Origin of the sequence: Bacillus cytotoxicus NVH 391-98, assembly GCF_000017425.1 — a bacterium.
Lineage (GTDB): Bacteria > Bacillota > Bacilli > Bacillales > Bacillaceae_G > Bacillus_A > Bacillus_A cytotoxicus.
The window spans coordinates 605,119-631,439 of sequence record NC_009674.1 but is presented as its reverse complement, the minus strand read 5'-3'; the positions used below and the strand labels follow the sequence as shown (position 1 = coordinate 631,439).

At 35.5% G+C, this 26,321-nt stretch carries 21 protein-coding genes and 2 pseudogenes; 7 read left to right on the top strand and 16 right to left on the bottom strand.

Features of this window, described 5'->3' with window-relative positions; all coding sequences use genetic code 11:
* Entirely contained in the window at window positions 1–1,776 is a 1,776-nt protein-coding gene (gene opp4A, locus BCER98_RS03115) for an oligopeptide ABC transporter substrate-binding protein (RefSeq protein WP_011983656.1), read from the top strand.
* A 102-nt stretch (window positions 1,777–1,878) separates the two neighbouring features.
* On the opposite strand, the gene BCER98_RS20570 is transcribed toward opp4A, so the two are convergent.
* The 4 genes from BCER98_RS20570 to BCER98_RS03100 form a co-directional block, all read right to left on the bottom strand.
* Window positions 1,879–2,004 carry a DUF4027 family protein gene (locus tag BCER98_RS20570; RefSeq protein ID WP_176371913.1) on the bottom strand — a complete coding sequence of 42 codons (126 nt, stop codon included), beginning with the start codon at window positions 2,002–2,004 and terminating at the stop codon, window positions 1,879–1,881.
* Between the two features lie 119 nt (window positions 2,005–2,123).
* Entirely contained in the window at window positions 2,124–2,546 is a 423-nt protein-coding gene (locus BCER98_RS03110) for a universal stress protein (RefSeq protein ID WP_011983655.1), read from the bottom strand.
* Window positions 2,547–2,626: 80 nt separating this feature from the next.
* The gene (locus BCER98_RS03105) at window positions 2,627–4,078 is read right to left on the bottom strand and encodes a SulP family inorganic anion transporter (RefSeq protein ID WP_011983654.1); all 1,452 of its coding nucleotides are present in this window, start codon (window positions 4,076–4,078) and stop codon (window positions 2,627–2,629) included.
* A 299-nt stretch (window positions 4,079–4,377) separates the two neighbouring features.
* Entirely contained in the window at window positions 4,378–5,610 is a 1,233-nt protein-coding gene (locus BCER98_RS03100) for a cell wall-binding repeat-containing protein (RefSeq protein WP_041809441.1), read from the bottom strand.
* A gap of 178 nt (window positions 5,611–5,788) precedes the next feature.
* Here BCER98_RS03100 and BCER98_RS03095 point away from each other — a divergent pair, with 178 nt between their 5' ends.
* Both BCER98_RS03095 and BCER98_RS03090 read left to right on the top strand, forming a co-directional pair.
* Window positions 5,789–6,463: a response regulator transcription factor gene (locus BCER98_RS03095; RefSeq protein WP_011983652.1), complete on the top strand. Its 675-nt coding sequence runs from the start codon at window positions 5,789–5,791 to the stop codon at window positions 6,461–6,463.
* A gap of 14 nt (window positions 6,464–6,477) precedes the next feature.
* Window positions 6,478–7,866: a sensor histidine kinase gene (locus tag BCER98_RS03090; protein ID WP_011983651.1), complete on the top strand. Its 1,389-nt coding sequence runs from the start codon at window positions 6,478–6,480 to the stop codon at window positions 7,864–7,866.
* Between the two features lie 10 nt (window positions 7,867–7,876).
* Here the strand turns inward: BCER98_RS03090 and BCER98_RS03085 are convergent, their stop codons facing one another.
* The 8 genes and pseudogenes from BCER98_RS03085 to BCER98_RS03050 form a co-directional block, all read right to left on the bottom strand.
* A complete protein-coding gene (locus BCER98_RS03085; protein WP_011983650.1) occupies window positions 7,877–8,260 on the bottom strand; it encodes an OsmC family protein in 384 nt (127 codons plus the stop codon).
* Entirely contained in the window at window positions 8,244–9,662 is a 1,419-nt protein-coding gene (locus tag BCER98_RS03080) for an amino acid permease (RefSeq protein ID WP_011983649.1), read from the bottom strand. Before BCER98_RS03080 ends, BCER98_RS03085 begins: the two co-directional genes overlap by 17 nt.
* 199 nt (window positions 9,663–9,861) lie before the next feature.
* Window positions 9,862–10,506, bottom strand: a complete 645-nt coding sequence (locus BCER98_RS03075) for an amino acid ABC transporter permease (protein ID WP_011983648.1) — start codon at window positions 10,504–10,506, stop codon at window positions 9,862–9,864.
* Window positions 10,507–11,163 (bottom strand): amino acid ABC transporter permease, encoded by a 657-nt coding sequence (locus tag BCER98_RS03070; RefSeq protein ID WP_041810221.1) that lies wholly within the window; start codon window positions 11,161–11,163, stop codon window positions 10,507–10,509. It lies immediately after the preceding gene.
* 63 nt (window positions 11,164–11,226) lie between these two features.
* On the bottom strand, window positions 11,227–12,054 hold the full coding sequence (locus tag BCER98_RS03065; RefSeq protein WP_011983646.1) for a glutamate ABC transporter substrate-binding protein: 828 nt from the start codon (window positions 12,052–12,054) through the stop codon (window positions 11,227–11,229).
* A gap of 12 nt (window positions 12,055–12,066) precedes the next feature.
* Window positions 12,067–13,078: pseudogene (locus BCER98_RS03060) on the bottom strand (amino acid ABC transporter ATP-binding protein).
* Window positions 13,023–14,483, bottom strand: coding sequence for an alanine/glycine:cation symporter family protein (locus tag BCER98_RS03055; protein ID WP_011983644.1), 1,461 nt, complete (start codon window positions 14,481–14,483; stop codon window positions 13,023–13,025). Before BCER98_RS03055 ends, BCER98_RS03060 begins: the two are co-directional and overlap by 56 nt.
* 158 nt (window positions 14,484–14,641) lie before the next feature.
* Window positions 14,642–15,613: pseudogene (locus tag BCER98_RS03050) on the bottom strand (phosphotransferase enzyme family protein).
* 432 nt (window positions 15,614–16,045) lie between these two features.
* On the opposite strand from BCER98_RS03050, the gene BCER98_RS03045 reads away from it, so the two are divergent.
* The 3 genes from BCER98_RS03045 (at window position 16,046) to BCER98_RS03035 (ending at window position 20,708) form a co-directional block, all read left to right on the top strand.
* On the top strand, window positions 16,046–17,470 hold the full coding sequence (locus BCER98_RS03045; protein WP_011983643.1) for an amino acid permease: 1,425 nt from the start codon (window positions 16,046–16,048) through the stop codon (window positions 17,468–17,470).
* 457 nt (window positions 17,471–17,927) lie between these two features.
* Window positions 17,928–18,821, top strand: a complete 894-nt coding sequence (locus BCER98_RS03040; protein ID WP_011983642.1) for an ATP-binding protein — start codon at window positions 17,928–17,930, stop codon at window positions 18,819–18,821.
* 3 nt (window positions 18,822–18,824) lie between these two features.
* Complete coding sequence (locus BCER98_RS03035) at window positions 18,825–20,708, top strand: vWA domain-containing protein (protein WP_011983641.1); 1,884 nt, start codon at window positions 18,825–18,827, stop codon at window positions 20,706–20,708.
* Between the two features lie 196 nt (window positions 20,709–20,904).
* Here BCER98_RS03035 and BCER98_RS03030 read toward each other — a convergent pair whose 3' ends face one another.
* Window positions 20,905–21,879, bottom strand: a complete 975-nt coding sequence (locus tag BCER98_RS03030; protein WP_176371912.1) for an L-threonine 3-dehydrogenase — start codon at window positions 21,877–21,879, stop codon at window positions 20,905–20,907.
* A 35-nt stretch (window positions 21,880–21,914) separates the two neighbouring features.
* Window positions 21,915–23,105: a glycine C-acetyltransferase gene (locus BCER98_RS03025; protein ID WP_011983639.1), complete on the bottom strand. Its 1,191-nt coding sequence runs from the start codon at window positions 23,103–23,105 to the stop codon at window positions 21,915–21,917.
* An 809-nt stretch (window positions 23,106–23,914) separates the two neighbouring features.
* Between BCER98_RS03025 and BCER98_RS03020 the strand changes: the two genes are divergently transcribed.
* Window positions 23,915–25,306 (top strand): peptide MFS transporter, encoded by a 1,392-nt coding sequence (locus BCER98_RS03020; protein WP_011983638.1) that lies wholly within the window; start codon window positions 23,915–23,917, stop codon window positions 25,304–25,306.
* 119 nt (window positions 25,307–25,425) lie between these two features.
* On the opposite strand, the gene BCER98_RS03015 is transcribed toward BCER98_RS03020, so the two are convergent.
* The gene (locus BCER98_RS03015) at window positions 25,426–25,605 is read right to left on the bottom strand and encodes an acid-soluble spore protein H (RefSeq protein ID WP_011983637.1); all 180 of its coding nucleotides are present in this window, start codon (window positions 25,603–25,605) and stop codon (window positions 25,426–25,428) included.
* A 113-nt stretch (window positions 25,606–25,718) separates the two neighbouring features.
* Window positions 25,719–26,006, bottom strand: coding sequence for an ArsR/SmtB family transcription factor (locus tag BCER98_RS03010; protein ID WP_011983636.1), 288 nt, complete (start codon window positions 26,004–26,006; stop codon window positions 25,719–25,721).
* Window positions 26,007–26,321 lie beyond the last annotated feature (315 nt).

The following is a 26,321-nucleotide window of genomic DNA, read 5'->3' as shown; positions in this document are numbered from 1 at the left end:
ATGAAAAAACCAAAATTTTTTAAAGTATTAAGTACACTTGCTGTTTCAACGTTACTACTTTCGGCATGCGGAGGTAGTGGTGGTAATGAAAAATCAAGTAATAGTTCTAAAACAACTGATACAAAGAAGTTCAGTACCGCAGTCAAAAATGATAAAAAAGAAGTTAAAGATGGTTCACTGACAATTGGCTTAGTATCTGATACACCATTTGAGGGGCTGTTAGACTTTTCCGTATATGAAAGTAATCCAGATTGGAGAATATTAACCATTTTTAATGAATCTTTACTAACAAACAATGATGACTGGGAATATACAAATGATGGACCAGCTACATATGAATTGTCAGAAGATAAAAAAACGGTTACATTAAAAATTAAAGATAATGTGAAATGGCATGATGGAAATCCTGTTACAGCTGAAGATTTAGAGTACGCTTATCTCGTAATTGGAAGCAATAAATATACAGGTGCTCGATTTGATTCTCAGATGCAATTAATTGAAGGTATGGATGAATATCATTCAGGAAAAGCGGAAAAGATTTCTGGTGTGAAAGTCATTGATGACAAAACGATTTCGATTACTTTTAAAGAGCCAAATCCTTCTGTTAAAACAGGCCTTTGGACATCTCCCATTAACAAAAAATATTTAGGTGATGTTCCAATTGATAAATTAGCAGAATCTGATAAAGTACGGAAAAATCCAATCGGTTTTGGGCCATTTAAAATTAAGAAAATTACACCTGGAGAATCTGTTGAATTCGAACGTTTTGATGATTATTATGGCGGAAAACCAAAACTTAAAAATATTGTATTAAAAGTTGTAAATCCTTCTATTGTAAATGCATCTTTGAAAAAAGGTGATATTGATATTGCAGAAGTAAGTGCAGATCAATATCCTAACGTAAGCAAGCTTAAAAACATACAATTAATTGGTACAACGGATTTGTATTATAGCTATATCGGCTTTAAACTTGGACACTACGATAAAGAAAAGAAAGAAAGCGTAATGGATAACGACAAATTTAAAGATGTACGATTACGCCAAGCAATGGCTTACGCAATTGACCGTAAAGAAATTGGCGAAAAATTATATCACGGTCTACGTTATCCAGCCAATTCAGTAATTCCTCCGTCTCTACCAAAATACCACAACAATAAAGTCGGTTCTTATGATAAAGATGTAGACAAAGCGAAAAAATTATTAGATGAGGCTGGTTATAAAGATAAAAATGGAGATGGCTTCCGTGAAGACCCAAATGGAAAAGAATTTAAAATTAATTTCCTATCCATGAGTGGTGGTGATACAAGTGAACCACTTGCTAAATTCTTTATTCAATCTTGGAAAGATATCGGTTTAAAAGTAGAACTTCTTGATGGTCGTCTACATGAATTCAACTCATTCTACGACATGCTGAAAACAGATGATCCGAAAGTTGATGTATTCGCAGGTGCTTGGGGCGTTGGTTCCGATCCAGATCCTTCTGGTATCTGGGCAAAAGAGGCACCTTTCAACTACACACGCTGGGTCAATGATAAAAATACTGAATTATTACAAGAAGGAATTTCTCCAAAAGCTGCTGATGAAAAATATCGTAAAGATGTATACGACAAATGGCAAAAACTTGTTCACGATGAAGTACCATTAATTCCTCTTCATTATAAGTTTGAGCTAATCGGGGTAAACAACCGCGTAAAAGACTATAAATATAATCCAGAAGATCGATACAAATGGGGAAATGTTACTGTAACAAGTGAAAAACCAGAAGTAGAAAAATAAACGAAACTAGCCCTTCGCAGTCATCAATGATTGCGAAGGGTTAGTTTTCATTTCTGTATATAACTTGTTTGTCGTTTTTCATCATTTGTTCCTTTCTATACATCAAAATAAATGCTGCAACAATTTCAGTGCAACTGCCAATATAACCGTTACTAGAAATCCGCCTAAACAAATCAAGCTTACTCCCTGACTATATGATAAATGTTGAAATGCTTTCATTCCTCTCATATATGTATCCAATATCTTTATTCTATCCATAAAAATACTTTTATAACATCGATTTCACTAACAACTGTCTTACATTTTTGTAAGATTAACAAAAAAACAGACAGTCTTCTAGCTGCCTGTTACTTTACAATCATCACGGGGCATTTCACTCGTTTTGCAACTTTATGACTTACACTACCAAGAACCATTTCCTGAAGTGTATTTAATCCTCTACTTCCTACGACTACAAGGTCAATATCTCCAGTATTTACATATTGCACAATTGTTTCCCCTGGGTCGCCATGTAGAATCGTAATTTTATAAGAGACTTCTTCTTGTTGTAACATCGTTTCTATTTCTCTTACTCTCTCTTTTCTACTAGCTTCTATTGTTTCTATATCTGTTTGCCCTTGAATAATATCTGATTTTGCTGTTCTATTATCAACTACATATACAACTTCAACATTTGCTTCTACATTGCATTTCGCAATATGTGCTGCATGCTTTGCCGCGCGAAACGCATGTTCCGAACCATCACATGCTAATATAATCTGTCTATACATATGCTGAATCCCCTTTCCGTATCATAATCGTATTATAATACAAAAAACCACCTTTTTGTTTTCAAAAAGGTGGCTTGACTTTAGCTAATGGCTTGTTTATTATGAGTAGCTAATTTTGTTATGAGTTTTAAACTACGCTCATTTAATCCTACTATATTCACCTGTATACCATTTTGCTCATATTTCATCATAACCTTATCAACTGCTGCTACAGCTGAATCATCCCACACATGTGCATGTGTAAAGTCAATCGTTACCTCTTGCACATCCTCTTTAAATTGAAATGCATTTATAAACTCTGTCGTAGATGCAAAGAATAATTGTCCATGAACTTCATAGATTTTCTTATTTTCAATATATAAATGTTTCACGTGAATCTTTGCCATATTTACGGCAAATAATACAGCGCTGATTACAGTTCCAACAATCACACCAAACCCTAAATTATGTGTAATGAGAACAATAATAACTGTTACAATCATCACAAATGCGTCACCTTTCGGAACCTTATGAAGAGTAAATACAGATTTCCAATCAAATGTTCCAATTGAAACCACAATCATCACAGCTACTAACGCGGCCATTGGAATATGAACAACATAATCTCCTAAAACAAATAATAAGACAATTAAAAATCCGCCTGCTACAAATGTTGATAATCGTCCTCTTCCGCCTGATTTCATATTAATAAGAGATTGTCCAATCATGGCACATCCAGCCATGCCACCAAAGAATCCAGCAACAATATTCGCAATTCCTTGTCCGCGTGCCTCTTTATGCTTATTACTTGACGTATCTGTTATATCGTCTAAAAGAGAGGCTGTAAGCAATGATTCCAATAAACCAATCACGGCTAGCATAATCGAATACGGCAAAATAATTGCGAATGTCTCTAATGTGAATGGTACATCTGGAATATGAAAGAAAGGTAATTCTTTTGGTAAACTCCCCATATCACCAACTGTCCGTAACTGAAATCCACTTATAAGTGCAATACTTGTTACAGCTAGAATTGCAACAAGCGTAGACGGAACTGCTGTTGTCATACGTGGAAATAGATAAATAATGGCAAGACCTAATGCAACAAGTACATACATTTGCCAATTTGCCCGATGGAAATGCGGAAGCTGTGCTGTAAAAATTAAAATGCCAAGTGCATTCACAAATCCGCTCATAACAGGCCGTGGAACAAATTTCATAAGCGAACTTAATTTTAATACTCCAAAAATAATTTGGACAACCCCGGTTAATATCGTCGCAGCAAATAAATATTGTAGCCCATGGTCTTTTACAAGCGTCACCATTAATAGCGCCATCGCGCCTGTTGCTGCAGAAATCATTCCCGTTCTTCCGCCTACAAATGAAATTGTGACTGCAATACAAAAAGCAGCATACAATCCAACCATCGGATCAACACCTGCAATGACAGAGAAGGCGATTGCTTCAGGGATTAAAGCTAACGCAACTACAATTCCTGATAGCACATCTCCTTTCACATTAGAAAACCATTCATGTTTTATCGTTTGAAACAAAATAACACTCCTCAACTCTTTTATTATTTAATTTTCTCCATAAGAAAATCAGGACCGACTGCACGAAGGCTATTATATAACAATTAGGAAATTTTATGCTATACAAAAATTCTCACCTTTTAATGGAAAGATGCTGTCTTACATTTCAAACAGGTAATAAAAATAGCAATTATAGCCGATGTAAAACCACTTCCACAAAAACTAGAAAACTATATCTATACCTTTATGAGCTTGCCTCAATGACTACATTCCTCTTTATAAATAGAAAAAGTGCTACTTTATAGCAGCACTTTTTCTATTTAGTGTTCCCCATGTCCCTTTCCACTCTCTTGCACAATCTCAAGTTTTTCATCTAATATACCTTGCGTTTCAAATGAAATATCGGTAGTGCTTCCTAATAAGAAACCGTGGTTGTATGGACCTAATGTTGGATCATCTTTAAACTTGGGCTGGATAGTTGCCAATAAATCATACACTGGCTGGGTAACCTTTCCTTCCTCTAGCAAAAGAACTGGAGCATGCTTTCCCATATGCGAAAACGATGCACCAGCAATTGCTAAATCTGGTGTTTTTGTTGATAGAAATGAAATACCATGGCCCGGTTTTGTGAGCCCCCATCCAAACTTTGTTTTCCGATCTTTAAATGTAGCAAAGGCGATTGCATTTTCTGTAGGGGTGTCTCCGCTAATACGCGTTACTTTCCCATACTTCGCTAACTGTTTTTCTACTTCTTTTGAAATAATGGCTTCTGGTCCTAACACATATATATTCGCCTTATCTTTTCTCATTTTTAATGCTTCTATTGTTGCCTCTGGTACTTTATCTTTCCCTACATACAAAAGTGGTTCCGGCATATGTGCAATCCAATTTATCGCAGGTGTTGTATAAAGACGCCCTCCCTCTTCAAATGAACCAATAATAACATTGTCTGGATACCTACCTGCTATATCGGCATACTCTTTATCAACTTCTCTAGCAAATTTAGCTGGATCTGTTTCTTTTATTTGTTTTACTTTATATTCTTTTAATTGTTCTAAAGCAGAAGTTCCTACATCCCCCATCACCATAATTTGTGTTCCATCTTTTGTCCCAAGCGGTTGCAATCGTTTTATTTCGTTTAATGTCGCTTCTGGAATTCCATTTTTATCCACGAATAAAATCGGGCCATTGTTTGGATGATGAATGAGATCTGCACTCGCTATCCCAAGTTTCCATTCATTTATTGGTACTAAAATAACCGCTCCCGGCTGATTTTCTCTATGAGTCGCTGGCCAAATCATTTGTGATGTTAATACGGCCATTTGCACGGGATCATTTGTATTGAGCCTTGTACTATTTTTTAAACTCAACGTGTGTAAATTACTAGATGCGTGCGCGTTCATTTCTTTCGGTGCCGCCGATTTATGAGTCATGCTCATTTCTTGTTTCTGCTCATTTTTCTTCTCATTATGTTCTGTATTTGCTTGTCCACACGCTGTAAGATTCACCGCTGTCATAATGGTAATGCCTAAAACGCAGGTTATTTTTTTCACTCGCTTCCCCTCCGTATCTATTATTCTCGAGCTAATATTCTTACCTAAAGTAGAACTTCACCTTATACAATAGCAATCAAATCTAAAAAAATTATGCAGATACATAATAATCTGCACCATTTCTTCACGATTTTGCATTACACTTTAAGAAATGAATAACAAATATGGAGGAAACTCTATGATTGATATATTACTTGTAGATGATGAACCCAAAATGTTAGAATTATTAACTCTTTATCTTACACCTAAGGGGTATAACTGCGTTTGTGCAACTTCAGGACAAGAAGCGATTTCTTATATCGAAAAACAAAATTTCAAATTCGTGCTTCTTGATATTATGATGCCAAACATGGACGGTTGGGAAACATGTAAAAACATCCGTTCATTCAGCCGTATTCCTATCCTCATGGTAACAGCTCGTGATCAAAAAATAGATGTTGTGCATGGATTAAAGATAGGTGCGGATGATTATATAACAAAGCCGTTTCACGAAGAAGAACTGTTAGCGCGAATTGAAGCGGTCCTACGACGTACAAATGAGCATGAACAAATCCAATATAAAGGGCTTTTATGGGATGAAGTAAAGCACTTCGTTTCTATTTATGAACAAGAAGTGTTACTCACCCCTATTGAATTTTCTCTGCTTGGGTTATTTTTGCGCCACATAAATTATGTACTTAGCCGCGATCAACTTATTGAGCGTATTTGGGGGTTAAATGCAAATACAGAAGATCGTACAATTGATTCTCATATTCGTAATTTACGTGACAAGTTACGAAAAGCTCGCTTCCCTATTGACATACATTTAAAAACGGTATATGGAGTCGGCTATCACTGGATTGATACTGAATAATAAGGAGTAGTCAGATGAAACGAATCTCTGTTCAACTAGGATTTTATTTTTTAATCGTCACACTTTTAATCGAAAGCGTTCTATTTATTCTTTTGTATTACAGCCTTGTTAACACGAGAGTAAATGAAGAAATGAATGCATTATTAAAGCGTGGCAATAGCCATCGTGATGTATTAGAAAAATATTTTGATTCACAAACAATTTCTCATGTTGCATTAATGGAGTCAGAAGCAGAGACAACTGCCGTTATTACAAATGCAGATAAAAAAGTGTTAGCAAAGTCCAATTATATAGATTCCACTATAAAGATGTATATTACAAAAATGAAAATAAGACCAAGTCATAACGGAACGATTATTGACAGCCACTGGAAAACTTCTAATTACATATGTACTGTTAGCCCTATTGTAATAGGAAAGAAAGTACAAGGGTACGTATATATGTTTCTCGGCACAAACTCAATTAAACAAATGGTCAATGGGCTAACAAAACAATTTATGATTGCAGGTCTCATTACTTTTCTATTAACAGTGATTACAATTTTTCTACTATCACGCTTATTAACAAAGCCTCTGATTCGTATGAAACATGCAACTGAAAAAATGAGTCGTGGTGATTTATCTATTTCTTTACGTACATCTCGAAATGATGAAATCGGTGAACTTGCTAGCGCAATTCAAACACTGGCAAATGATTTACATTATATGAAAAAGGAACGCAGTGAATTTCTAGCAAGCGTAGCACATGAATTAAGAACCCCGCTTACGTATGTAAAGGGCTATGCAGAGATTGCACAAAAACGTACTACACAGCCTACAGAACGAGAGAAATATTTGTCCATTATAAAAGAGGAAGCGGATTACATTACGAATTTAGTACAAGATTTATTTATACTTGCCCAGATGGAGAAACATAATTTTTTAATTGAAGCGAAAAGGATCGATTTAGAAAAGTTTCTAAATCGGATTGTCACAAAAGTGAATGGAATATATGTCCAAAAACATCTTACCGTCTCCTTAACATGTCCTCCATCACTTTTTATCACTTTAGACGAAAGACGGTTTGAACAAGTTATTATGAATATTTTAAATAATGCTTATAGGCATTCAGCAGAGTATTCAGTGATTACAATCACCGTCACAGCATATGTGTCACATATTAAGATTTCGATTCAAGATACAGGAGAAGGAATTCCGCCGGAAGATATTCCGCATATCTTTGAACGTTTTTATCGCGTTGATAAAGCACGATCACGTGCAACGGGAGGAACCGGATTGGGTCTGGCGATTGTGAAAGAAATTGTAGAACTACATGACGGTCATATTACTGTTAGCAGTAAATTAAATAAAGGAACATGTTTTACTATTACTTTGCCACGAGAAAAAGAGAGTACAATGATGTAATTGTACTCTCTTACTTTTTTTCTATTAACTCCACTGTTTCAGTAATCTGAATGCTATCTTTAACAGATTGTGCAATTGTACAATTTTTCACTGCAATTGCTAACGCCTTTTCGAGTTGCATGAGCGTAATTCCCTCTGCCCTTACTTTATAGTACAGATGTACACTCTCAACAGGTCTTGATAAAGCATCACTGTGCTCAACTGTCGTTTCAATTGTAAATGTGTCATACTGAATACGCTTCTTTTCTAAGATCGTTCGAAAAACAATTGCACTACATCCTGCAATGGAAGAAATGAATAGTTCTAACGGGGAATACCCATTTTCTTTTCCAATTGACAACTGTCCATACGAATACTCAGCTTGAATATGATCATGCTTAATTGTTAGTCTCATACGCTTTATCCATCTCCACTTTCATCACTTTTTGCCGCTTCTTATTTATATAATAATACACATAGCAACAAATGATAAATGGAATACCGCAATATAAAGCCATCCGTTGTTCTGGAATAAACGCTAAACTAATGATAACGATACTATTTGTAACGAGAGCTAGAATTGGAACAATTGGATATAGCGGAGTCTTATATTTCAAGTCTTCTAACTTGCCTCCATCCTTTACATACTGACTTCTAAAACGAAGTTGTGATAGCGCAATAATAACCCAGCTAGCAACAGCAGATAATCCTGCTACAGACAATAGATACATGTATACTGTATCTTCTGCAAAGAAGCTTGTCAGTAAAGATAAACCAGCTACAGCAATCGTAACAATTAACGCTGTAATTGGAATACCACGTTTATTTACTTTTTTGAAAGAAGTCGGTGCCATTCCTTCATTTGCAAGAGACCATAGTATACGCGTCGCTGCGTATAATCCAGAATTTGCTACAGATAATAGCGCTGTAATAATGACAAAGTTCATAATATCGGCTGCATAAGGAATCCCAATTTTATCAAATACAACAACGAACGGGCTTTCAATAACCCCTGCTTCTTTCCATGAAATTAATCCTACTAAAATCGTCATTGTTAAAATAAAGAATAACATGATGCGCCATACTGTGTTACGAATGGCACGAGGAATTGTTTTCTCTGGCTGTTCACTTTCTCCAGCTGCTATCCCGATAAGTTCTGTTCCTTGAAAAGAAAAATTAACTGTAATCATTGTAAGAAGTACAGCAGCAACCCCATTTGGAAACAATCCACCGTCATTTACAAAGTTAGAAAAAAGAGGTGCTGCCGCTTTTCCATCATACGGTAAAAAGCCAAGCAATGCACAGCCTCCTAAAACGACAAATACAACAATTGTAATTACTTTTATACTAGAGAACCAAAACTCTAATTCAGCATAGCTTTTCGCTGAAATTGCATTCGAAATGTATAAAATAAGTCCAAAGATCAAACACCATACCCAAACACCTACAGATGGAAACCATCTTTTCATCATCAAGCCTATTGATGTTAGCTCTAATCCAACTGTAACAGCCCATCCTAGCCAATATAACCATCCAATCATAAAACCTGTTCCTGGCCCAATAAATTTCGTCGCATATTTTTGAAAAGATCCAGAAACTGGCATCGCGACAGTTAGTTCACCGAGACAAAGCATCGTTAAATACATAATAAATCCACCAACTAAATAAGAAAGAATAGCTCCCCCTGGTCCTGCCTGGTTAATCGTATACCCTGATCCAAGAAAAAAACCTGTTCCGATGACACCCCCAAGCGCAATCATAAATAAATGTCTACTCTTCATCGTTCGATGTAATTTCTCGTTCGTTGTTTGCTGCATCGTAATCCTCCCCTATAAAAACCCTCTGTTTTGAAAATTTTCTGATAATAAAAATATACACGAAAGCGTTTACAATTTCTATATAAAATTAAAACTTTTCTGATAAAACTATACATTTTTTATTATGAACACAACTCATTTTGTATTCACAAGAGAAGATGGTTTTATTAGTAAAAAAACTCTTACATGTCCGTAAGAGTTAATGATGTTCTAATTTTCTTGATAAAATTGACAATTGATAATTTACAACAAAATATATACAAGCTACTAATACAAATGTAGGAATCATGTAATTCACATTTTGTCCATTAATAATTTGGGCATTATGCATAAGCTCCGGTAATGAAATGACAACTGCTAATGATGTATCCTTTAATAAAGATATAAATTGGCTCACTAGCGGTGGTACCATACGTCTCAACGCTTGTGGTAAAATAATGTACCAAAGTGTTTGTATATATGACAATCCTGAAGCTCGCCCTGCTTCTATTTGCCCTTTCTCAATCGATAATAAGCCGCTGCGAACAATCTCTGAAATCATCGCTGCCTCAAAAATTGTTAAAGCAACAATCGCTGCTGTTTTAATCTCTAATTTCAACCCAGCTTCTGGAAGTGCAAAATAAGTAAAGAAAATAATTAAAAGCAATGGTAAGTTACGAATTATTTCAACAATGACGGCGAATATTTGCGATAGAATCGGTATTTTCGTATATCGTACTGTTCCCACTATACTACCGATAAGAAAACTAAGGAAAATAGAAATAATGGCGATTTCTAATGTGACAAGTAATCCTTTTAATAGGAAAACAATATGATCTCCAGTATAAGCTCCTTGAAAATCCATCTATACCGCTCCTTTCGCCAAGCGTTTTTCCAAGTAACGCACAAGCATGCTAAGCGGTACAGTTAAAAGTAAGTAAAACATCCCAACAAATATATACACATCAAATGTGACAAATGTTCTCGTTGAAATTAAATCTCCTTGATACATTAAATCTGCTCCGGCAATAATTCCAAGAATCGAAGAGTTTTTTACTAAATTAAGAAATTGGTTGCCTAGCGGCGGAATGACGATTTTAATAGCTTGTGGTAACACAACATAATACATCGCTTGTACGTATGTTAAACCAGAAGAACGTGCTGCTTCCATCTGTCCTTTTGCAACAGATAAAATTCCGGCTCGAATCGCTTCTGCAATAAAAGACGCTGTATATATAGTAAGCGCTGCTGTTCCTGCAACAAACCCACTTAATGTAACACCAACGACTGGAAAGGCAAAATAAAAGGCGAATGCAATTAAAACGATGGGGATATTTCGAACAAATTCTACATACGCTGTACCAATCCAATTTAACGCTCGAATTGGCGTAATTCGCATAACGGCTATAATAACACCGAGAAGAAAACTACCAATCAAGGCAATTACACTGGACAATAACGTATATTTAAATCCCTCCAAATACAAATCTATGTTATTTGTCAAAATTGAAAAGTCAGGCAAACTTCCACCCTCTTTCTTTATAAGAAGAGGATGAGCCAACCTCATCCCTCTCCTCGCAATCTACTATTTTTCTGGCTTTTCCCCAATCCATTTCTCGTATAACTTGTCATATTCTCCATTTTCTTTTATTTCTTTTAACAAATCATTGATCTCTTTCGTTAAATCCGTTGCTCCTTTTTGAACGGCAATGCCGTATGGCTCATTCGTAAAGATCTTACCCACTACTTCATAATTCGCATCTTGTTTGGCCATTCCATATAAAATTGCATTATCAGTCGTTAAGACATCTCCCTGTCCCGCCTTTAATGCTGTAAATGCTTCACTATAATTTTCGAATTCTAATACGGTTGCCTCCGGTGCTTTTTGACGAACATTTTGTGTTGATGTGGATCCTTTTACCGCTAATACTTTTACCCCTTTTTTCACATCATCAATACTTTTAATATCGCTTCCTTTTTTCACAAGCAATGATTGACCTGCTTTAAAATATACATCTGAAAAATCCACTTCTTTTTTCCGTTCTTCTGTAATTGTCATTGTCGCAATAATCGCATCAATATCTCCATTTTTCAGCATTGGAATACGCGTTTTCGAAGTTACTTCTTTTAGTTCTAGTTTCTTCTCATCACCAAGAATCCTTTTTGCAAGTGCTTTTGCCATATCAACATCAAACCCTTCTACTTGCCCTGTTGAAGGGTTCTTTAATCCAAATAAATTAGTATCATTCTTTACACCAACTACTAACTTTCCGCGTTTCTTAATTTGTTCGACCACTCCGCCACTTGTACTTGTTTCTTTCGCCTCTTCTTGTTTATTTCCACATCCTGCAACAATCAAAGTAAATAAGCACACAAAAACAATAAGAGTGAACCATTTTTTCATCCTTTTCATCATGCTCCTCCTCTAATGATTGAATACTCTTCTTAAAAACAGTCTCGCTCTCTCCTGCTCTGGGTTCACAAAAAACGCTGCTGGTATTGTATCCTCAATAATCTGTCCCTCATCCATAAATAAAATTCGATCTGCTACCTCACGTGCAAATCCCATCTCGTGTGTGACAACAACCATTGTCATCCCTTCTTTCGCTAGCGCTTTCATAACATCCAGCACTTCCCCAATCATTTCTGGGTCAAGCGCAGACGTTGGCTCATCAAACAGCATAATTTCTGGTTGCATAGCTAGCCCTCTAGCGATTGCAACTCTTTGTTGTTGTCCACCGGATAATTCATGCGGATATACCCCTGCTTTTTCAGGTATCCCCACTTTTTCTAAATAAAACATGGCTGTTTTTTCAGCTTCTTCTTTAGAAATTTTATTTACCTTCATTGGTGCTAATGTAATATTTTGAAGCACCGTTTTATGTGGATATAAATAAAAATGCTGAAAAACCATTCCAATATTTCGGCGCAATTTATTCATATCTGTCTTGGCATTGTGCACTTCTGTATTTTGGACAATTAATTCCCCATCCGTAATTGCCTCTAACTGATTGATACACCTAAGTAGTGTACTTTTTCCTGATCCCGAAGGTCCTACAATAACAACTACTTCTCCTTTTTGAATTTGAATATTAATATTTTTTAAGACTTGAAAGTTACCATAATATTTATTTACATTACGAAACTCAATCAACATACTCCCCCCCTTCCCCTAACAAAGCATGTACATTCTTTTTATATTCAAAAGGATCCTAAAAAATAACTTTGCCCCATAAAAAAGTGCTACAACTCGGAATAAGAATGCAATTCTAGTAACGAAATGATTGTAGTAATTCAACAAAAATCAAGATTTCCTGCATTTGATCTTCAACAACCAAAAAAAGCAAAGGGATTTCCCTTTGCTGTCTCATTGCTATTCTTTTATGATACTTCTTCTTTCTTATCTTTTCCGTATTCATGCTCCCAGAAATCTGCATTTTTAATTCCAAGTTCTCGCGGATGAAATACGGGGTCTTTCCCTTCTTTCTTCTGCTTCTCATAATCTTTTAATGCTAGAATGGCTGGCTTTTGCAAACATAAAATCGCAATAATGTTAACCCACGCCATAATCCCTACACCAATATCCCCTAAAGCCCAAGCTGTCTCTGCCGTTTTGACACAACCATAAAATACAACTCCTAAGAAAATAAATTTTAGTAACATCAACATCCAAGGGCGATCTTTCTTACGATTTAAGTAGGCAATATTCGTTTCAGCGATATAATAATATGCCATTACTGTTGTAAATGCGAAGAATAGTAAGGAAATAGCAACGAAACCGTTTCCAAATCCAGGGAAGACAGATTCAACCGCAGCCTGCGTATAACCAGGTCCCGGCTGTGCACCATTTAATTTATTGACAATAAAATTTTTGCCACTCGCATCAAATACGTTATACATGCCTGTAATGATCATCATAAATGCAGTTGCAGAACAAACAAATAATGTATCAATATAAACAGCAAATGCTTGCACTAACCCTTGCTTAGCTGGATGTGAAACTTCCGCAGCAGCCGCAGCATGTGGCCCAGTTCCTTGCCCTGCTTCATTAGAATAAATTCCACGTTTTACTCCCCAAGAAATAGCTAAACCGATAATTCCACCAAATGCAGATTCTAAAGCAAATGCACTTTTTATAATTAACATAAATGCTTCTGGTAACTTTTCAATATTCATTACAATAATTGCACAAGCTACGAGAATATAACCAACTGCCATAAAAGGCACTACAACTTGCGCTACATTTACAATACGCTTTACTCCACCAAAGATAATAAGAGCGACTATTCCGACTAATATTACTCCAGATACAGATGTATTCACACCAAACGCTGTTTCTAAACTTAACGCAATACTATTTGCTTGCACACCAGGAAGAAGCAGCCCCGTTGCAAGAATAGTTGCTATAACAAACAATAACGCATACCATTTCAGTCCTAGCCCCTTCTCAATATAATAAGCGGGCCCGCCACGAAATTGTCCCTTATGTTTCGTTTTATATATTTGTGCAAGTGTCGATTCTATATAAGAAGATCCCGCACCTAAAAAGGCCACTGCCCACATCCAAAATATGGCTCCTGGACCCCCAAATGCAATCGCTGTTGCGACCCCAGCAATATTTCCCGTCCCCACGCGCCCTGATAAAGACAGTGCTAATGCTTGAAACGAAGAAACACCTGCTTCTGACTTTTCCCCCTGAAATGTAAGTTTCAACATTTCTCCAAAATGCCTGAGTTGTAAAAATCTCGTTCGAATAGAAAAATATAAACCTGCACCCAAACATAAATAAACAAGCGCAGAACTCCAAACAATATGATTTAACCATCCTACGAATGCTTCCACAATTCCCCCTCCTTTTTATAAAGAATATTCAGAATATATAAAAATTATAAACTCATCCTCAAATCATGACAATATTATTTTAATAAAGCAAGCATATTTTTGTATAAAAAAAACAAAGTATATCGCTTTTTCATATACTTTGTCTCTTCAAATTTGTATTATATATTCACAATTGGCTGTTCTTTCATAATTCTCTTATATAATGAATCAGATAATGTATGAAAATACTCCGGCATTTCTTTTCCTTTAAATTTCTTTTGAATTGTACCATATAAACCGATATCACGAAGTCTTAAAAATAGTGATAAAGATTCATACCATCTTTCCTCTAATTGATGTTCTAGCTCATACCCTGATCGTAATACTTTTAATTGATGGCGAGCAAATGCTGTTTTTTCTTCCATTGCCCCATTTATTACCATCGCTGAATAATAGAGAACCATCGCTATATCATGTATAAAATAATTATACGTAGCATCATCAAAATCAAAAATTGTTAATTTTGTTCCATCATAATGAAAATTCCCTTAATGAATATCGCCGTGTATAAGTCCAAAACTTTTCTTTTCTATCGGCAGTTTTTTTATATGATTAATTAATGTATTCGCAATCTGTTTCAACGGTTCATCCTCTAAATCTTCTATAATCGCTCTTTCATCTACCTCCCATGTCGTACGATGTCTTGTTTTAGGGTAATCCATTGTAAGGCGATGAATTTGTCCAATTGCTTTTCCCCATGCTTGAAACAAATCATCTCCCCAATGTATAGAGGCATCATCTTTTATCCTTTCCCCTTGTGCATATGAAAAAAGGGACGCATAAAAGGTTGTTCCATCTGTTGCTTGTATTCCTTCTACTAGTTTTCTAGTTTTTGAATTATGTGGTCCGGCAATATGCGCTCCATGTTCTTTTAAATATTGCAAAAACTCTAATTCAGCTTGGACTTGCACCTCAGACCGATGAGAAGAATGAGTCAATCTCAACACATAGGATCCTTTCTTTTCATCCTCCGCATGAAAAATATAATTTTCGAAATCTCCAAGTGGTTTTTTTTCTACTTTCACATGAAATAAACTTGCCGCTTCTTCTAAAATAGTATCATTAAAGACCTGTTCTACAGTTATTTCCATATGTACAATCCCTCCTTTATATGTACTATATTGAATTCGGCATAAATGTAAGAAATACTCCCACAAAGTGAAACTTTAATGAACCCTCACCAATCGGGCTACCCTAAAATAGCGAGATAAATTTTTCATATTTTTCTTTTCATTCTAAAAAACATGTAGTATACTAGCTTCAAAATCAGAGGAGAAAGGGAGCAAAGAACTATGTTTACTTATAAATCTGTAGTTACATTTGCACAAAAACATCATCATCATACGTAAACCCTTGAAACCTAGCGGAAAAAATGACGCGTAGGTACAAGGGTTATTCCCGTTGTACCTACACTTTGCTAAAGAGCCATGTAGGTATTTTTTATCTACATGGCTCTTTTTTGTTTATAAAAAGCTAGTAAAAGATGATGAATAAGCAAAACTACTACAAAGGAGATCATAAATATGGAAACGAGAAAATGGGGTTTATGGATTTTAACAGCATTCGTAGTTGGGAATATGGTCGGAGGAGGCGTATTTATGCTACCGGCAAATTTAGCACAAGTATCAGGTCCCTTAGGTTCTACACTCGCTTGGAGTATTACAGGACTTGGTGTATTTACGATTGCACTTGTATTTGGAAATCTTTCCGTACGTAAACCAGAATTAAAGGCGGGCCCACAAAGTTATGCACAAGCCATGTTCCCTTCACCAAAAATCGGGAAAGTGGCTGGTTATAGCATGGCATGGGGATATTGGGCGGCAAATTGGGCAGCGACTGCTTCCGTCATTATTTCGTTTGCAGGATATTTATCTACGTTTTTCCCGATTTTACAAAGCAAGCAAATTCTCTTTTCCATAAGCGGCTCTTCATTGGAGCTTGGAAAAGGATTAACATTCGCGGTATGTAGCATTATGCTGTGGGGTATTCAATATATTCTATCTCAAAATATTGATCGAGCAGGCAATATGAATCTTGTAGCAACCATTGCTAAGATTATTGGATTTACGATGTTTATTGTGATTACATTATTTATTTTTAACGTCTCTAATTTGGGTGATGGACAAACTTTTATGAGTGAATCTGGAACATCAATTCCATTAGGTGGACAAGTCAATTCTGCTGCTATCGCTACACTTTGGGCCTTTATTGGAATCGAGTCAGCTGTTATGCTATCGAACCGAGCCAAATCACAGCGTGACGTAAAAAGAGCTACTATTTTAGGATTAATCATTGCTCTTCTTATTTATATGGCGATTACATTGCTAACAATGGGAGCTCTCCCGCAAGAAGTTTTGAAAGAGTCGCAAAAGCCGTTAGTAGATGCTCTAAACTTAGCCATTGGTAATCAAGGCGCTTACATTATGGCACTGCTTGCACTTATATCTCTATTCGGCTCTACTGTTGGTTGGATTGTTGTTAGTTCTGAGGTACCTTATCAAGCAGCAAAGAATGGACTTTTCCCAAAATTCTTTGGAAGAACAAATCAAAAAGGAAGTCCCTCAAAAGCGCTTCTCATTACAAATATTATGACACAAATTTTCTTATTTTCTACGATTTCTGGTACGGTTTCAGAAGCTTATCATTTCGCCATTGTCGTTGCCACTTTAGCCTATTTAATCCCATATCTTGTTTCTACACTATATCAACTAAAACTCGTTATAACGGGCGAAACATATGAGATACAAACTGGTTCTCGTATAAAAGATGGAATCATCACCTTACTGGCATTCTTTTATTCCACTTGGGTTATTAAAACAGGAACAGCAGACTTAACAACATTTTTCTTAGGAATTGGGTTATTTGTATTAGGCCTTATTCTTTATCCAATTTTAATGAAGAATTCACCGCCCCTTATTTCTGAACACCGAAATAACAAAGCAAGCTAACAAAAAGAAGCGGGAAATAACCATTTTTTTGGTTTACTCACCGCTTCTTTTCTCTTAATGACTTTTATAGTGTTCTACATAAGGCGAGATCGAATCCTCCCATTCCTAACATAACAAGAATGAAATAACACGCTCCCAAAAATAACCATTAAATGCACCGACGAAACTTGAATCACCGTTGTCTTCATTCCCACTGATTAAAAAACGATTAAGAGCCTCTTTTGCTTATCGATTTTATATGTAAGAAAGAATAAATGAAAGGTATAAATAGGAAAAGTCACTTCGTTCAGCTATTATGTATATTTACTACTAAAAAAATAATCTATTCAAATTCGATTGCTTCTTTGTTTTATAATGCCCGCTTCCTCCCTTCTCTTTCCTTTGCATACCATAAAAAAACACGTTATCATAAGATATATTGTTTTATTTTATGAAAATAATGTTAGGTGGGAAACACATGTTAGAACAATTGCATATACATGCTGATTTAAAGCAGCTACTAGCGGCAATTCATGAAAAAAATAAGCAAGCAGCTGGTGAAAATAAACATTTAATTGGAACAAAAGTGTATAAAGCGGCTGATAATAGCATTCTTGAAGATGCTATTACAGCTCTTTTACTTGGAAAAAATATTCTATTAAAAGGACCAACTGGTAGTGGAAAAACTGTACTAGCAGAGACGCTTTCTTCCTTATTTCAAAAGCCAATGCATAGCATTAACTGCTCTGTTGACCTAGATGTAGAAGGGATTTTAGGATACAACACACTACAGACAAAAGATGGTGCTTCTGAAGTTACCTTTATTGATGGTCCCCTTATGAAAGCAATGAAGAATGGTCATTTCCTATACATTGATGAAATTAACATGGCGAAACCTGAAACACTTCCCCTTCTTCATGGTGCATTAGATTATCGTAAAATGATTACAAACCCATTTACACAGCAAGTTGTACATGGAGATGAAGAATATCGTGTAATCGCAGCTATTAATGAAGGTTATGTTGGAACAAGCGAATTAAATGAAGCTTTAAAAAACCGCTTCGTTATCATTGAAGTTCCTTATATTCAAGGTGAAACATTAAAAGAATTATTATTATCTGATTCAAAGTTAAAAGATATGGCAACTATTGAAAAGTTTGTTGCATTTGCAAGTGACCTTATGCCTCTTGCTCGTGACGGTCGTGTAAGTGAAGAAGCAGCAAGTATTCGCGGTATTCTTGATGCATGTGATTTAAGTGTATATATCCCCGTTATGCGTGCAATCGAACGAAGCATCATTGCAAAACTAAGTGATGAAACAGAACAAATGACTGTCCGTGAATTAGCGGAGAGCTACTTCTTTGAGGGATAATTCATGAGACAAATTTTTAGTGACAAAAAAATTGATGCGTCGCTGTTTCTTCAAATGGAAAACTTAATGTATGCCCTTCTAAAAGAAGATGATGCTTACTTAGAATATGGCTATAAAGCATACTATGATGAAGTTGAACAAAAAGTTGTCATCAGTCATTTTTGGGATGATCGCAAAGAAGACGATATGATAGTCGGCTTAAAAAGCGAAGTATTTTTAAAGGCACTTGGCAATAAGCATTATTCCGATATGAGATTAATTCGATCTTACGCTATCGAATTACAAGAGTCTTCTCTTACAAAATTTCTAACACAATTGTTTATTCTACTGGAAGACTTACGCATTGAAGAGATTGTAAAAGATTTACGCCCTGGTACGAAGTATATTTTCAAAAGACGTAAAGAAATGTACCGTAATTATTTCAGTTCACAAAATGAAATAAATCGCGTTCGTAACTATCAAGCTGATCGTCTTTTCTGCTTATGCTATCTCTCACTCACAAGCGATAAATACGAAATGTTTCACAATGAGTACTTTGAACAAATTGAAACGTTGTTACACGATGTATTCCAAGCTCGTAATACAGAAGATATTATGTATATTGTGGAGAAAATTCGTTATCGTTTAGAAGGATTTCTTGAAAGTGATATGATTAACACCTACTTTGGGCATGCCCCTCTCTATTTATCTGTTATTGCTGATGAAAAAGATGGACATCCTGAAGACTTAGCAAATGATGATATTCAAATTGTCGATGACAATGAAAATAAAAGTAAAATAAATGAAAGCTTTTCTACATGGCATCGAGAAAACAAAAATAATGAAAATGAAAATTTCTTACGCTTTGAATTAGAAAGTGGAACAAAAACGAATATGATGGGTGATACAGCTCGTGAATCTGAAGATGGCGATCAAGCGCTCGGCTCCGTACAAGGAACTTCACAAAAGAGTACACAGTCCAACTTTGATGGAGCTGATGCTGAAGATGCGAGAGCGTCGCATGCTTCTAGCCAGCATGAAGGCACATACGGTAAATATAACGTCGGTGCTTCTCATACATTTAAAGAATCCCGCAAGCCAAACCATGATGAAAAGAAAGACTATCAGGCCATCAAGTCGATTATCAATAAAGATGTGAAAGAATTAAAGAAAATTATTGAGAAAACGATTGAAAATAAAACAAATGCAAATAGTGATAAATATTATGGAAGACTTCATAAAAAGTTTTTACGTATTTATACCGAAAAACAGCCGCGAATGTTTTATAAAAAAGGACAAGAATCTCAAGAACTTGATGTAGCCTTTCAACTGCTCGTTGATTGCTCTGGTTCTATGTATAATAAAATGCAAGAAACAAAGAAAAGTGTTGTGTTATTCCATGAAGCATTAAAATCATTAAAAATCCCACACGCCATCAGCGGCTTTTGGGAAGATGCTTCAAGCGCTACCCCAGAAAACAAACCGAATGTCATTCATGAAGTTGTAACATACAAAAACTCAACACTTCCAAATGTTGGACCTGAAATTATGCAACTACGTGAAGAAGAAGACAATCGCGACGGTTACATTATTCGCATCGTTTCTGAAAAGCTCGCGAAAAGAACAGAAAAACATAAATTCTTACTCGTTTTTACAGACGGTGAACCTTCTGCACTAGATTATCAACAAGATGGTATTTTAGATACGCACGAAGCTGTTAAACTTGCTCGCAAAAACGGAATGGAAGTCATTGGTATCTTCATCGAAGAAGGCGAAGCAAAAGAAGCAACTTATCAATTGATGAAAAACATCTATAATCATCATTTCTTAATCGCCAATGATGCTGAAGATTTACGATTAAAAATCAAACCCTTATTGAAGAAATTACTACTGAAGACGATTGAATAGCAAACAGGGGCCGAACAGGGCCCCTGTTTTTAGTTGTGATTTATCGAACGAGCAATCCCCTGAAGCTAGCACCAAACAAAGCAGTCTAGATAAGAATACGGTAAAGTCCATATAACGAGAAACGTTATTTCTTTCCTAAACTACATTTAGGTATGATGACAAAAAAGAGCCAATCCATTCGAATCGGCTCTCTTCATTAACTCAGTACTAACTCATCTGTTAACTTTTTTTTTAATTTTGCTAGCATATCTGCTGTCATTTTATCTAAGTCATACTCCGCTTTAAAACCCCACTCTTCTTTTGCTGCCGTTGCATCAATTGAGTTTGGCCAACTATTAGCAATTGCTTGGCGAGCTGGATCTACTGCATAATCCATTGTAAATGTTGGAATGTGTTTGCGAATTGCTGCAGCAATCTGTTCTGGCTCGAAGCTCATTGCTGTAATATTGAAAGCATTGCGATGTACGAGTTTACTTGGATCAGCTTCCATTAATGAAATAATTGCTTGCAAAGCATCGGGCATATACATCATATCCATGTATGTTTCTTCTGCGATGTAGGAGGTGTATGCACCTTTTTTAATTGCATCATAATAAATTTCCACCGCATAATCAGTTGTACCGCCTCCTGGAGGAGCTACATAAGAGATTAAACCTGGGAAACGTACCCCGCGCGTATCAACACCAAATTTATGATAATAGTAATCGCACAATAATTCTCCTGCTACTTTGTTTACCCCATACATTGTAGTCGGACGCTGGATGGTGTCTTGCGGTGTAGCATCTTTTGGCGTTGTTGGACCAAATGCACCAATAGAACTTGGTGTAAAAAACTGACAATCTAGTTCCCGTGCTGCTTCTAGTGCATTGACAAGTCCGCCCATATTTAAATTCCAAGCAAACAGCGGATTCTTTTCTGCAGTTGCTGAAAGTAAAGCTGCTAAATGAATAATTGTATCTACTCCATTACGTTTTGCAATATCATGGAGTTTCTGACCATCTGTTACATCTAATTTTTCAAACGGACCAGATTTGACTACTTCACTGTCTTTTTCACGAATATCAGTTGCAATAACGTTTGATGTGCCGTATACATCACGAAGTTTCATGACAAGTTCAGAACCAATTTGCCCTAAAGAACCGGTTACTAAAATTTTTTTCATTTTCCCCACTCCTCATTTGCAAGCTTTCAAAAGATGTAAAAGTGTTAAATAATCCCCATTTCTTTTCCTACTTTTTCATACGTACGAATTGCTTCATCAAGCATTTCTTTCGTATGAGCTGCTGTTGGCATATTACGAACACGCCCTGTTCCTCTTGGTACAGTTGGGAACACGATAGATTTTGCATATACACCTTCTTCATTTAAACGTTTACTGAACTCTTGCGTTAACACTTCATCACCAATAATACATGGTGTAATTGGCGTTTCACTGTCCCCAATATTAAAGCCAAGATCTTTTAACCCTTGTTTTAAATAGCGACCATTTTCCCATAAACGATCATGCAGCTCCGTACTTTCCATTAAAATCTCGATAGATTTCTTGCAAGCCGCCGCATCAGCTGGTGTTAAAGCTGTAGAAAATAAGAATGGGCGTGAACGCACTTTTAACCAATCGATTAAGTTTTGCTTCCCTGCTACATATCCACCAATTACCCCAATTGCTTTTGATAGTGTACCAATTTGGAAATCTACTTTATCTGAAAGACCGAAATGCTTAACAGTACCTGCACCTTTTCCGAGCACTCCTGAACCATGTGCATCATCTACATATGTCATTAAATCTAATTCTTCAGCGATTTTAACGATTTCTGGTAATTTTGCAATATCACCATCCATTGAGAAAACACCATCTGTAATAACCATTAATTTGTTGTAAAGCCCTGATTCTTTGGCTTCGATTGCTTTTTTGCGTAAATCTTCCATATCAGAATGTTTATAAACGATTATTTTTGCTTTTGATAAACGAGATCCATCAATAATAGATGCATGGTTTAACTCATCAGAAAGAATAGCATCATGTTTATCCATTACAGCTGAAATTGCTGCCATGTTACAGTTAAATCCTGATTGATATGCAATCGCTGCTTCTGTATGTTTAAACTTTGCAATTGTTTCTTCTAATTTGATATGCAAGTCAAGTGTACCGTTAATCGTGCGAACTGCCCCCGCACCAACACCATACTTATGGATTGCACCAATTGCCGCTTCTTGCAGACGATTATCTGTTGCTAAGCCAAGATAGTTATTTGAAGATAAGTTAATATATTCTTTCCCGCCAATTGTAATCATTGGTCCATTTGGACTTTCTAGCGGATCAATTACGTTATAAAGTCCCTTTGCTTTCAAATCTTCTAAATTTTCTTCTAAAAATTTTGCAAGTGTTTTACTAGACATTGTGAAGCCTCCCATCATTCATGTAAGCGGATTATTATCTCAATAATGCCAATACTCCCTCTATTAGCTTAACACGTTTTTTAATCTTATTATAGAAAAATAACATAAAGAAAACGCTTACATAATGTAATTATATATGATGCAACCAAAGAAATCTATCACTTGCTTTTAAAGTTTGATAGAAGAAACAAAATATGTAAAGGGAATGAGAACATGGCATTTATAGAATCTGAAGCGTATAATGAAGACTCTTTTTCAAACAATATATGAAGCGGAAATATCGACAAGATAACTCAAATGATATGATTGAAAACCCTGCCTTGTTACAACTTATCTGTGATGTAAAAGAAAAAATAATTCTTGATTTAGAATGTGGTGATACTCAGTTACGTACAGAGTTATTTCAAAAAGAATGCGCGACCTATATAGGAATTCAAAATAGAAACAACCTCTCCTCGGAAATTGTTTTTATTTTGAATTCCCGGAAATGTCACATTATTTTTTTGTATTTTTATACTTCATATGTTATATTGTAAAAATAAGTAGAATGCAATTTCTTTATATCAGAAAAATTGATTACTCTAAATTTTCCAACTTATCATTATTTTATTTTCTTTGAGAATTTAAATGTTACATTTGAAAACGCTTATTAAGCAAATTTAAGGAGAAAATATGCTAGTGGATGAAGTTAAATGAGTTATTTCAAAAATTTTCTTTCTATTCCCATATAATTCTATTGACTTCTAAATATTTTTTAAATTAAAATGATTACATAAATATCCGTTATGTAAGATTAGGGGGACAACAAAATGGATGCAGCTTTAAAATTAGAAAAAGCTAAAGAACAGCAAACACCAAAGAAACACCCACCAGGATTATATTTATTGTTCTTTACAGAAGCTTGGGAAAGATTTAGTTATTATGGCATGCGTGGACTTTTAGTTCTTTACTTAACAACAGCTGCCATTAGCGGTGGTCTAGGGCTTGATAAAGGTTTCGCAGTGCAATTATACGGAATTTTTACCGCATTCGTATATTTTACACCAATTGCCGGTGGATGGTTAACAGACCACTTTATTACAAGACGTCATGCCATTACCGTTGGTGGTATTATTATGGCACTTGGTAACTTTGTATTATTTTCCATGAATACAAAAACCGGACTCTTTTTAGGACTAATATTATTAATTATTGGTAACGGATTTTTCAAGCCAAATATTTCTACATTATTAGGTGAACTATACGGCGAAAACGATTCACGTCGTGACAGCGCCTTTACTATCTTCTACATGGGTATCAACGTAGGTGCTTTTTTCGCACCGCTTATTTGCGGATACTTAGCTGAAGATTTCTTCAAGACAAATGTTGATGGCGTTATGGTAATGGGTTACAAATACGGGTTCCTTGCAGCTTGTATCGGTATGATTATTGGCCAAGTTGTCTTTAACTTACTAGCTCCACGTTACCTCGGTAACGCTGGAACAACTGTCGTTGGAAAAACAGCAAAAAATAAAGATACGAAAGCAATTGAGAAAAAACCTTTAACGAAACAAGAGAAAAAGCGCACTTGGGCAATTGTTATTTTAACTTGCTTCGTTGTATTCTTCTGGGCAGGTTTTGAACAAGCTGGTAGTTCTTTTACTCTTTATACAAATAAATTTGTTGATCGTACTATTTTTGGTTGGGAAGTTCCAACATCTTGGTTCCAATCTGTTAACCCAGCATTTATCGTACTATTAGCACCATTTGTATCAGCCTTATGGGTTAAGTTATCTAAATCTAAACGTGGTGATTTAAAAGTCCCAACAAAAATGGCTCTTGGAATGATTTTATTAGGAATTGGCTATCTTGTACTCACATTGGCAGTTTTAAAAACAGGCAGTGACGAAGCTCATATTACTGTAAAGGCTAATTTACTATTTATTGTTATCACATATATGTTCCATACGCTAGGTGAACTATTCTTATCACCTATTGGATTATCAATGGTAAGTGCGATTGCACCTGTGAAATTAGCTTCCCTATTAATGGGTGTATGGTTAGCAGGTACTGGTATTGCAAACTATATTGCTGGGGCATTAGCAGCATTCACGCAATCTCTAGGATACTTAGAAGTATTCGCAAGTATTGGTATGATCGTAATTGTACTTGGCTTAATACTTCTCATGTTCTCGAAAAAAATTGCACATATGATGGAATAGTAAAAAAGACTCTCAAACTTGAGAGTCTTTTTTACTCCAAGAACGAATCTGTTTCTGCCTATATATTATGAATCCTTACATCGCTAAAAAAAGACGTGCGTTTGCAACATCATGCTTTTTTATTTTTCTTCTAACGCTGTAATATCAACCTCTACTGTTTCATGTGGTGCCGTTATATCATGAACTTGTGCAATTCCACGTCCTTCATCACAACTCTCAATCCAAACTGGTACACCTTGATAGGTAACATCTATTTGGCTCGAGGACGATAAAATTTGTTTTACCCGTTTTACATCCATTATGTATTCCTCCTTTTACAAAATACACTCCTCTCTATCTTTCCATATTTTTTTGAATGTATTCCATAAAAAAAGACGTATATTTCTATACGTCTTTCCTAAATATTGAAATTTTATGAAAATAATGTCTTTACCACTTTGCTTACTTTATCATTATGCACTTGGTAATATACTTCTAAACCTCGTCTTTCAAAACGAACAACCTTGTTTTGTTTTAGTTTCGTTAAATGTTGTGAAACAGTTGATTGCGGAATTTCTAATACTTCCTGCAATTGTGTTACATTGCACGTTCCACGTTGCATAAGTTCCATTACTAAGCGCAAACGTAATGGATGAGCTAAAGCTCGTAACATTTGAACATCTTCTTCTAAAATACGACAATCAAATTGATTTTGATTCATAAAGTTCCCCTCATTTTTTCATTTTATTTTCTCTTTATTTATTTATATACTTGTTTTTATATTTCCTGTTACGACACAACTTTATCAACCTAAACGGTAAAATTATTTTCCTCCTTTTTAATCAACACAAAATACAAAAAACTCGCTGATTTTGAATATTATACTATATGATATAGAAAAAATGCAAAATATTTAAAGCTGAATACATTGCTTCTAAACGTTGATTTATCAACGTTTTTATTATATTTTCTCTCTCTACTTCCTTCTGTAATGGTATTGTAAAATACTGTTCTCAAATGATATATCCTTGTAAAG

What these genes read in the sequence shown, in the direction of transcription:
- BCER98_RS03080 (WP_011983649.1), bottom strand. Translation starts at nt 9,662, where the DNA reads ATGCAGCAAACAACGAACGAGAAATTACATCGAACGATGAAGAGTAGA.
- BCER98_RS03015 (WP_011983637.1), bottom strand. Translation starts at nt 25,605, where the DNA reads ATGGATGTAAAACGGGTAAAACAAATTTTATCGTCCTCGAGCCAAATA.
- BCER98_RS03095 (WP_011983652.1), top strand. Translation starts at nt 5,789, where the DNA reads ATGATTGATATATTACTTGTAGATGATGAACCCAAAATGTTAGAATTA.
- BCER98_RS03090 (WP_011983651.1), top strand. Translation starts at nt 6,478, where the DNA reads ATGAAACGAATCTCTGTTCAACTAGGATTTTATTTTTTAATCGTCACA.
- BCER98_RS03075 (WP_011983648.1), bottom strand. Translation starts at nt 10,506, where the DNA reads ATGGATTTTCAAGGAGCTTATACTGGAGATCATATTGTTTTCCTATTA.
- BCER98_RS03025 (WP_011983639.1), bottom strand. Translation starts at nt 23,105, where the DNA reads ATGTCTAGTAAAACACTTGCAAAATTTTTAGAAGAAAATTTAGAAGAT.
- BCER98_RS03020 (WP_011983638.1), top strand. Translation starts at nt 23,915, where the DNA reads ATGGATGCAGCTTTAAAATTAGAAAAAGCTAAAGAACAGCAAACACCA.
- BCER98_RS03010 (WP_011983636.1), bottom strand. Translation starts at nt 26,006, where the DNA reads ATGAATCAAAATCAATTTGATTGTCGTATTTTAGAAGAAGATGTTCAA.
- BCER98_RS03040 (WP_011983642.1), top strand. Translation starts at nt 17,928, where the DNA reads ATGTTAGAACAATTGCATATACATGCTGATTTAAAGCAGCTACTAGCG.
- opp4A (WP_011983656.1), top strand. Translation starts at nt 1, where the DNA reads ATGAAAAAACCAAAATTTTTTAAAGTATTAAGTACACTTGCTGTTTCA.
- BCER98_RS20570 (WP_176371913.1), bottom strand. Translation starts at nt 2,004, where the DNA reads ATGAGAGGAATGAAAGCATTTCAACATTTATCATATAGTCAGGGAGTA.
- BCER98_RS03035 (WP_011983641.1), top strand. Translation starts at nt 18,825, where the DNA reads ATGAGACAAATTTTTAGTGACAAAAAAATTGATGCGTCGCTGTTTCTT.
- BCER98_RS03085 (WP_011983650.1), bottom strand. Translation starts at nt 8,260, where the DNA reads ATGAGACTAACAATTAAGCATGATCATATTCAAGCTGAGTATTCGTAT.
- BCER98_RS03065 (WP_011983646.1), bottom strand. Translation starts at nt 12,054, where the DNA reads ATGAAAAGGATGAAAAAATGGTTCACTCTTATTGTTTTTGTGTGCTTA.
- BCER98_RS03110 (WP_011983655.1), bottom strand. Translation starts at nt 2,546, where the DNA reads ATGTATAGACAGATTATATTAGCATGTGATGGTTCGGAACATGCGTTT.
- BCER98_RS03045 (WP_011983643.1), top strand. Translation starts at nt 16,046, where the DNA reads ATGGAAACGAGAAAATGGGGTTTATGGATTTTAACAGCATTCGTAGTT.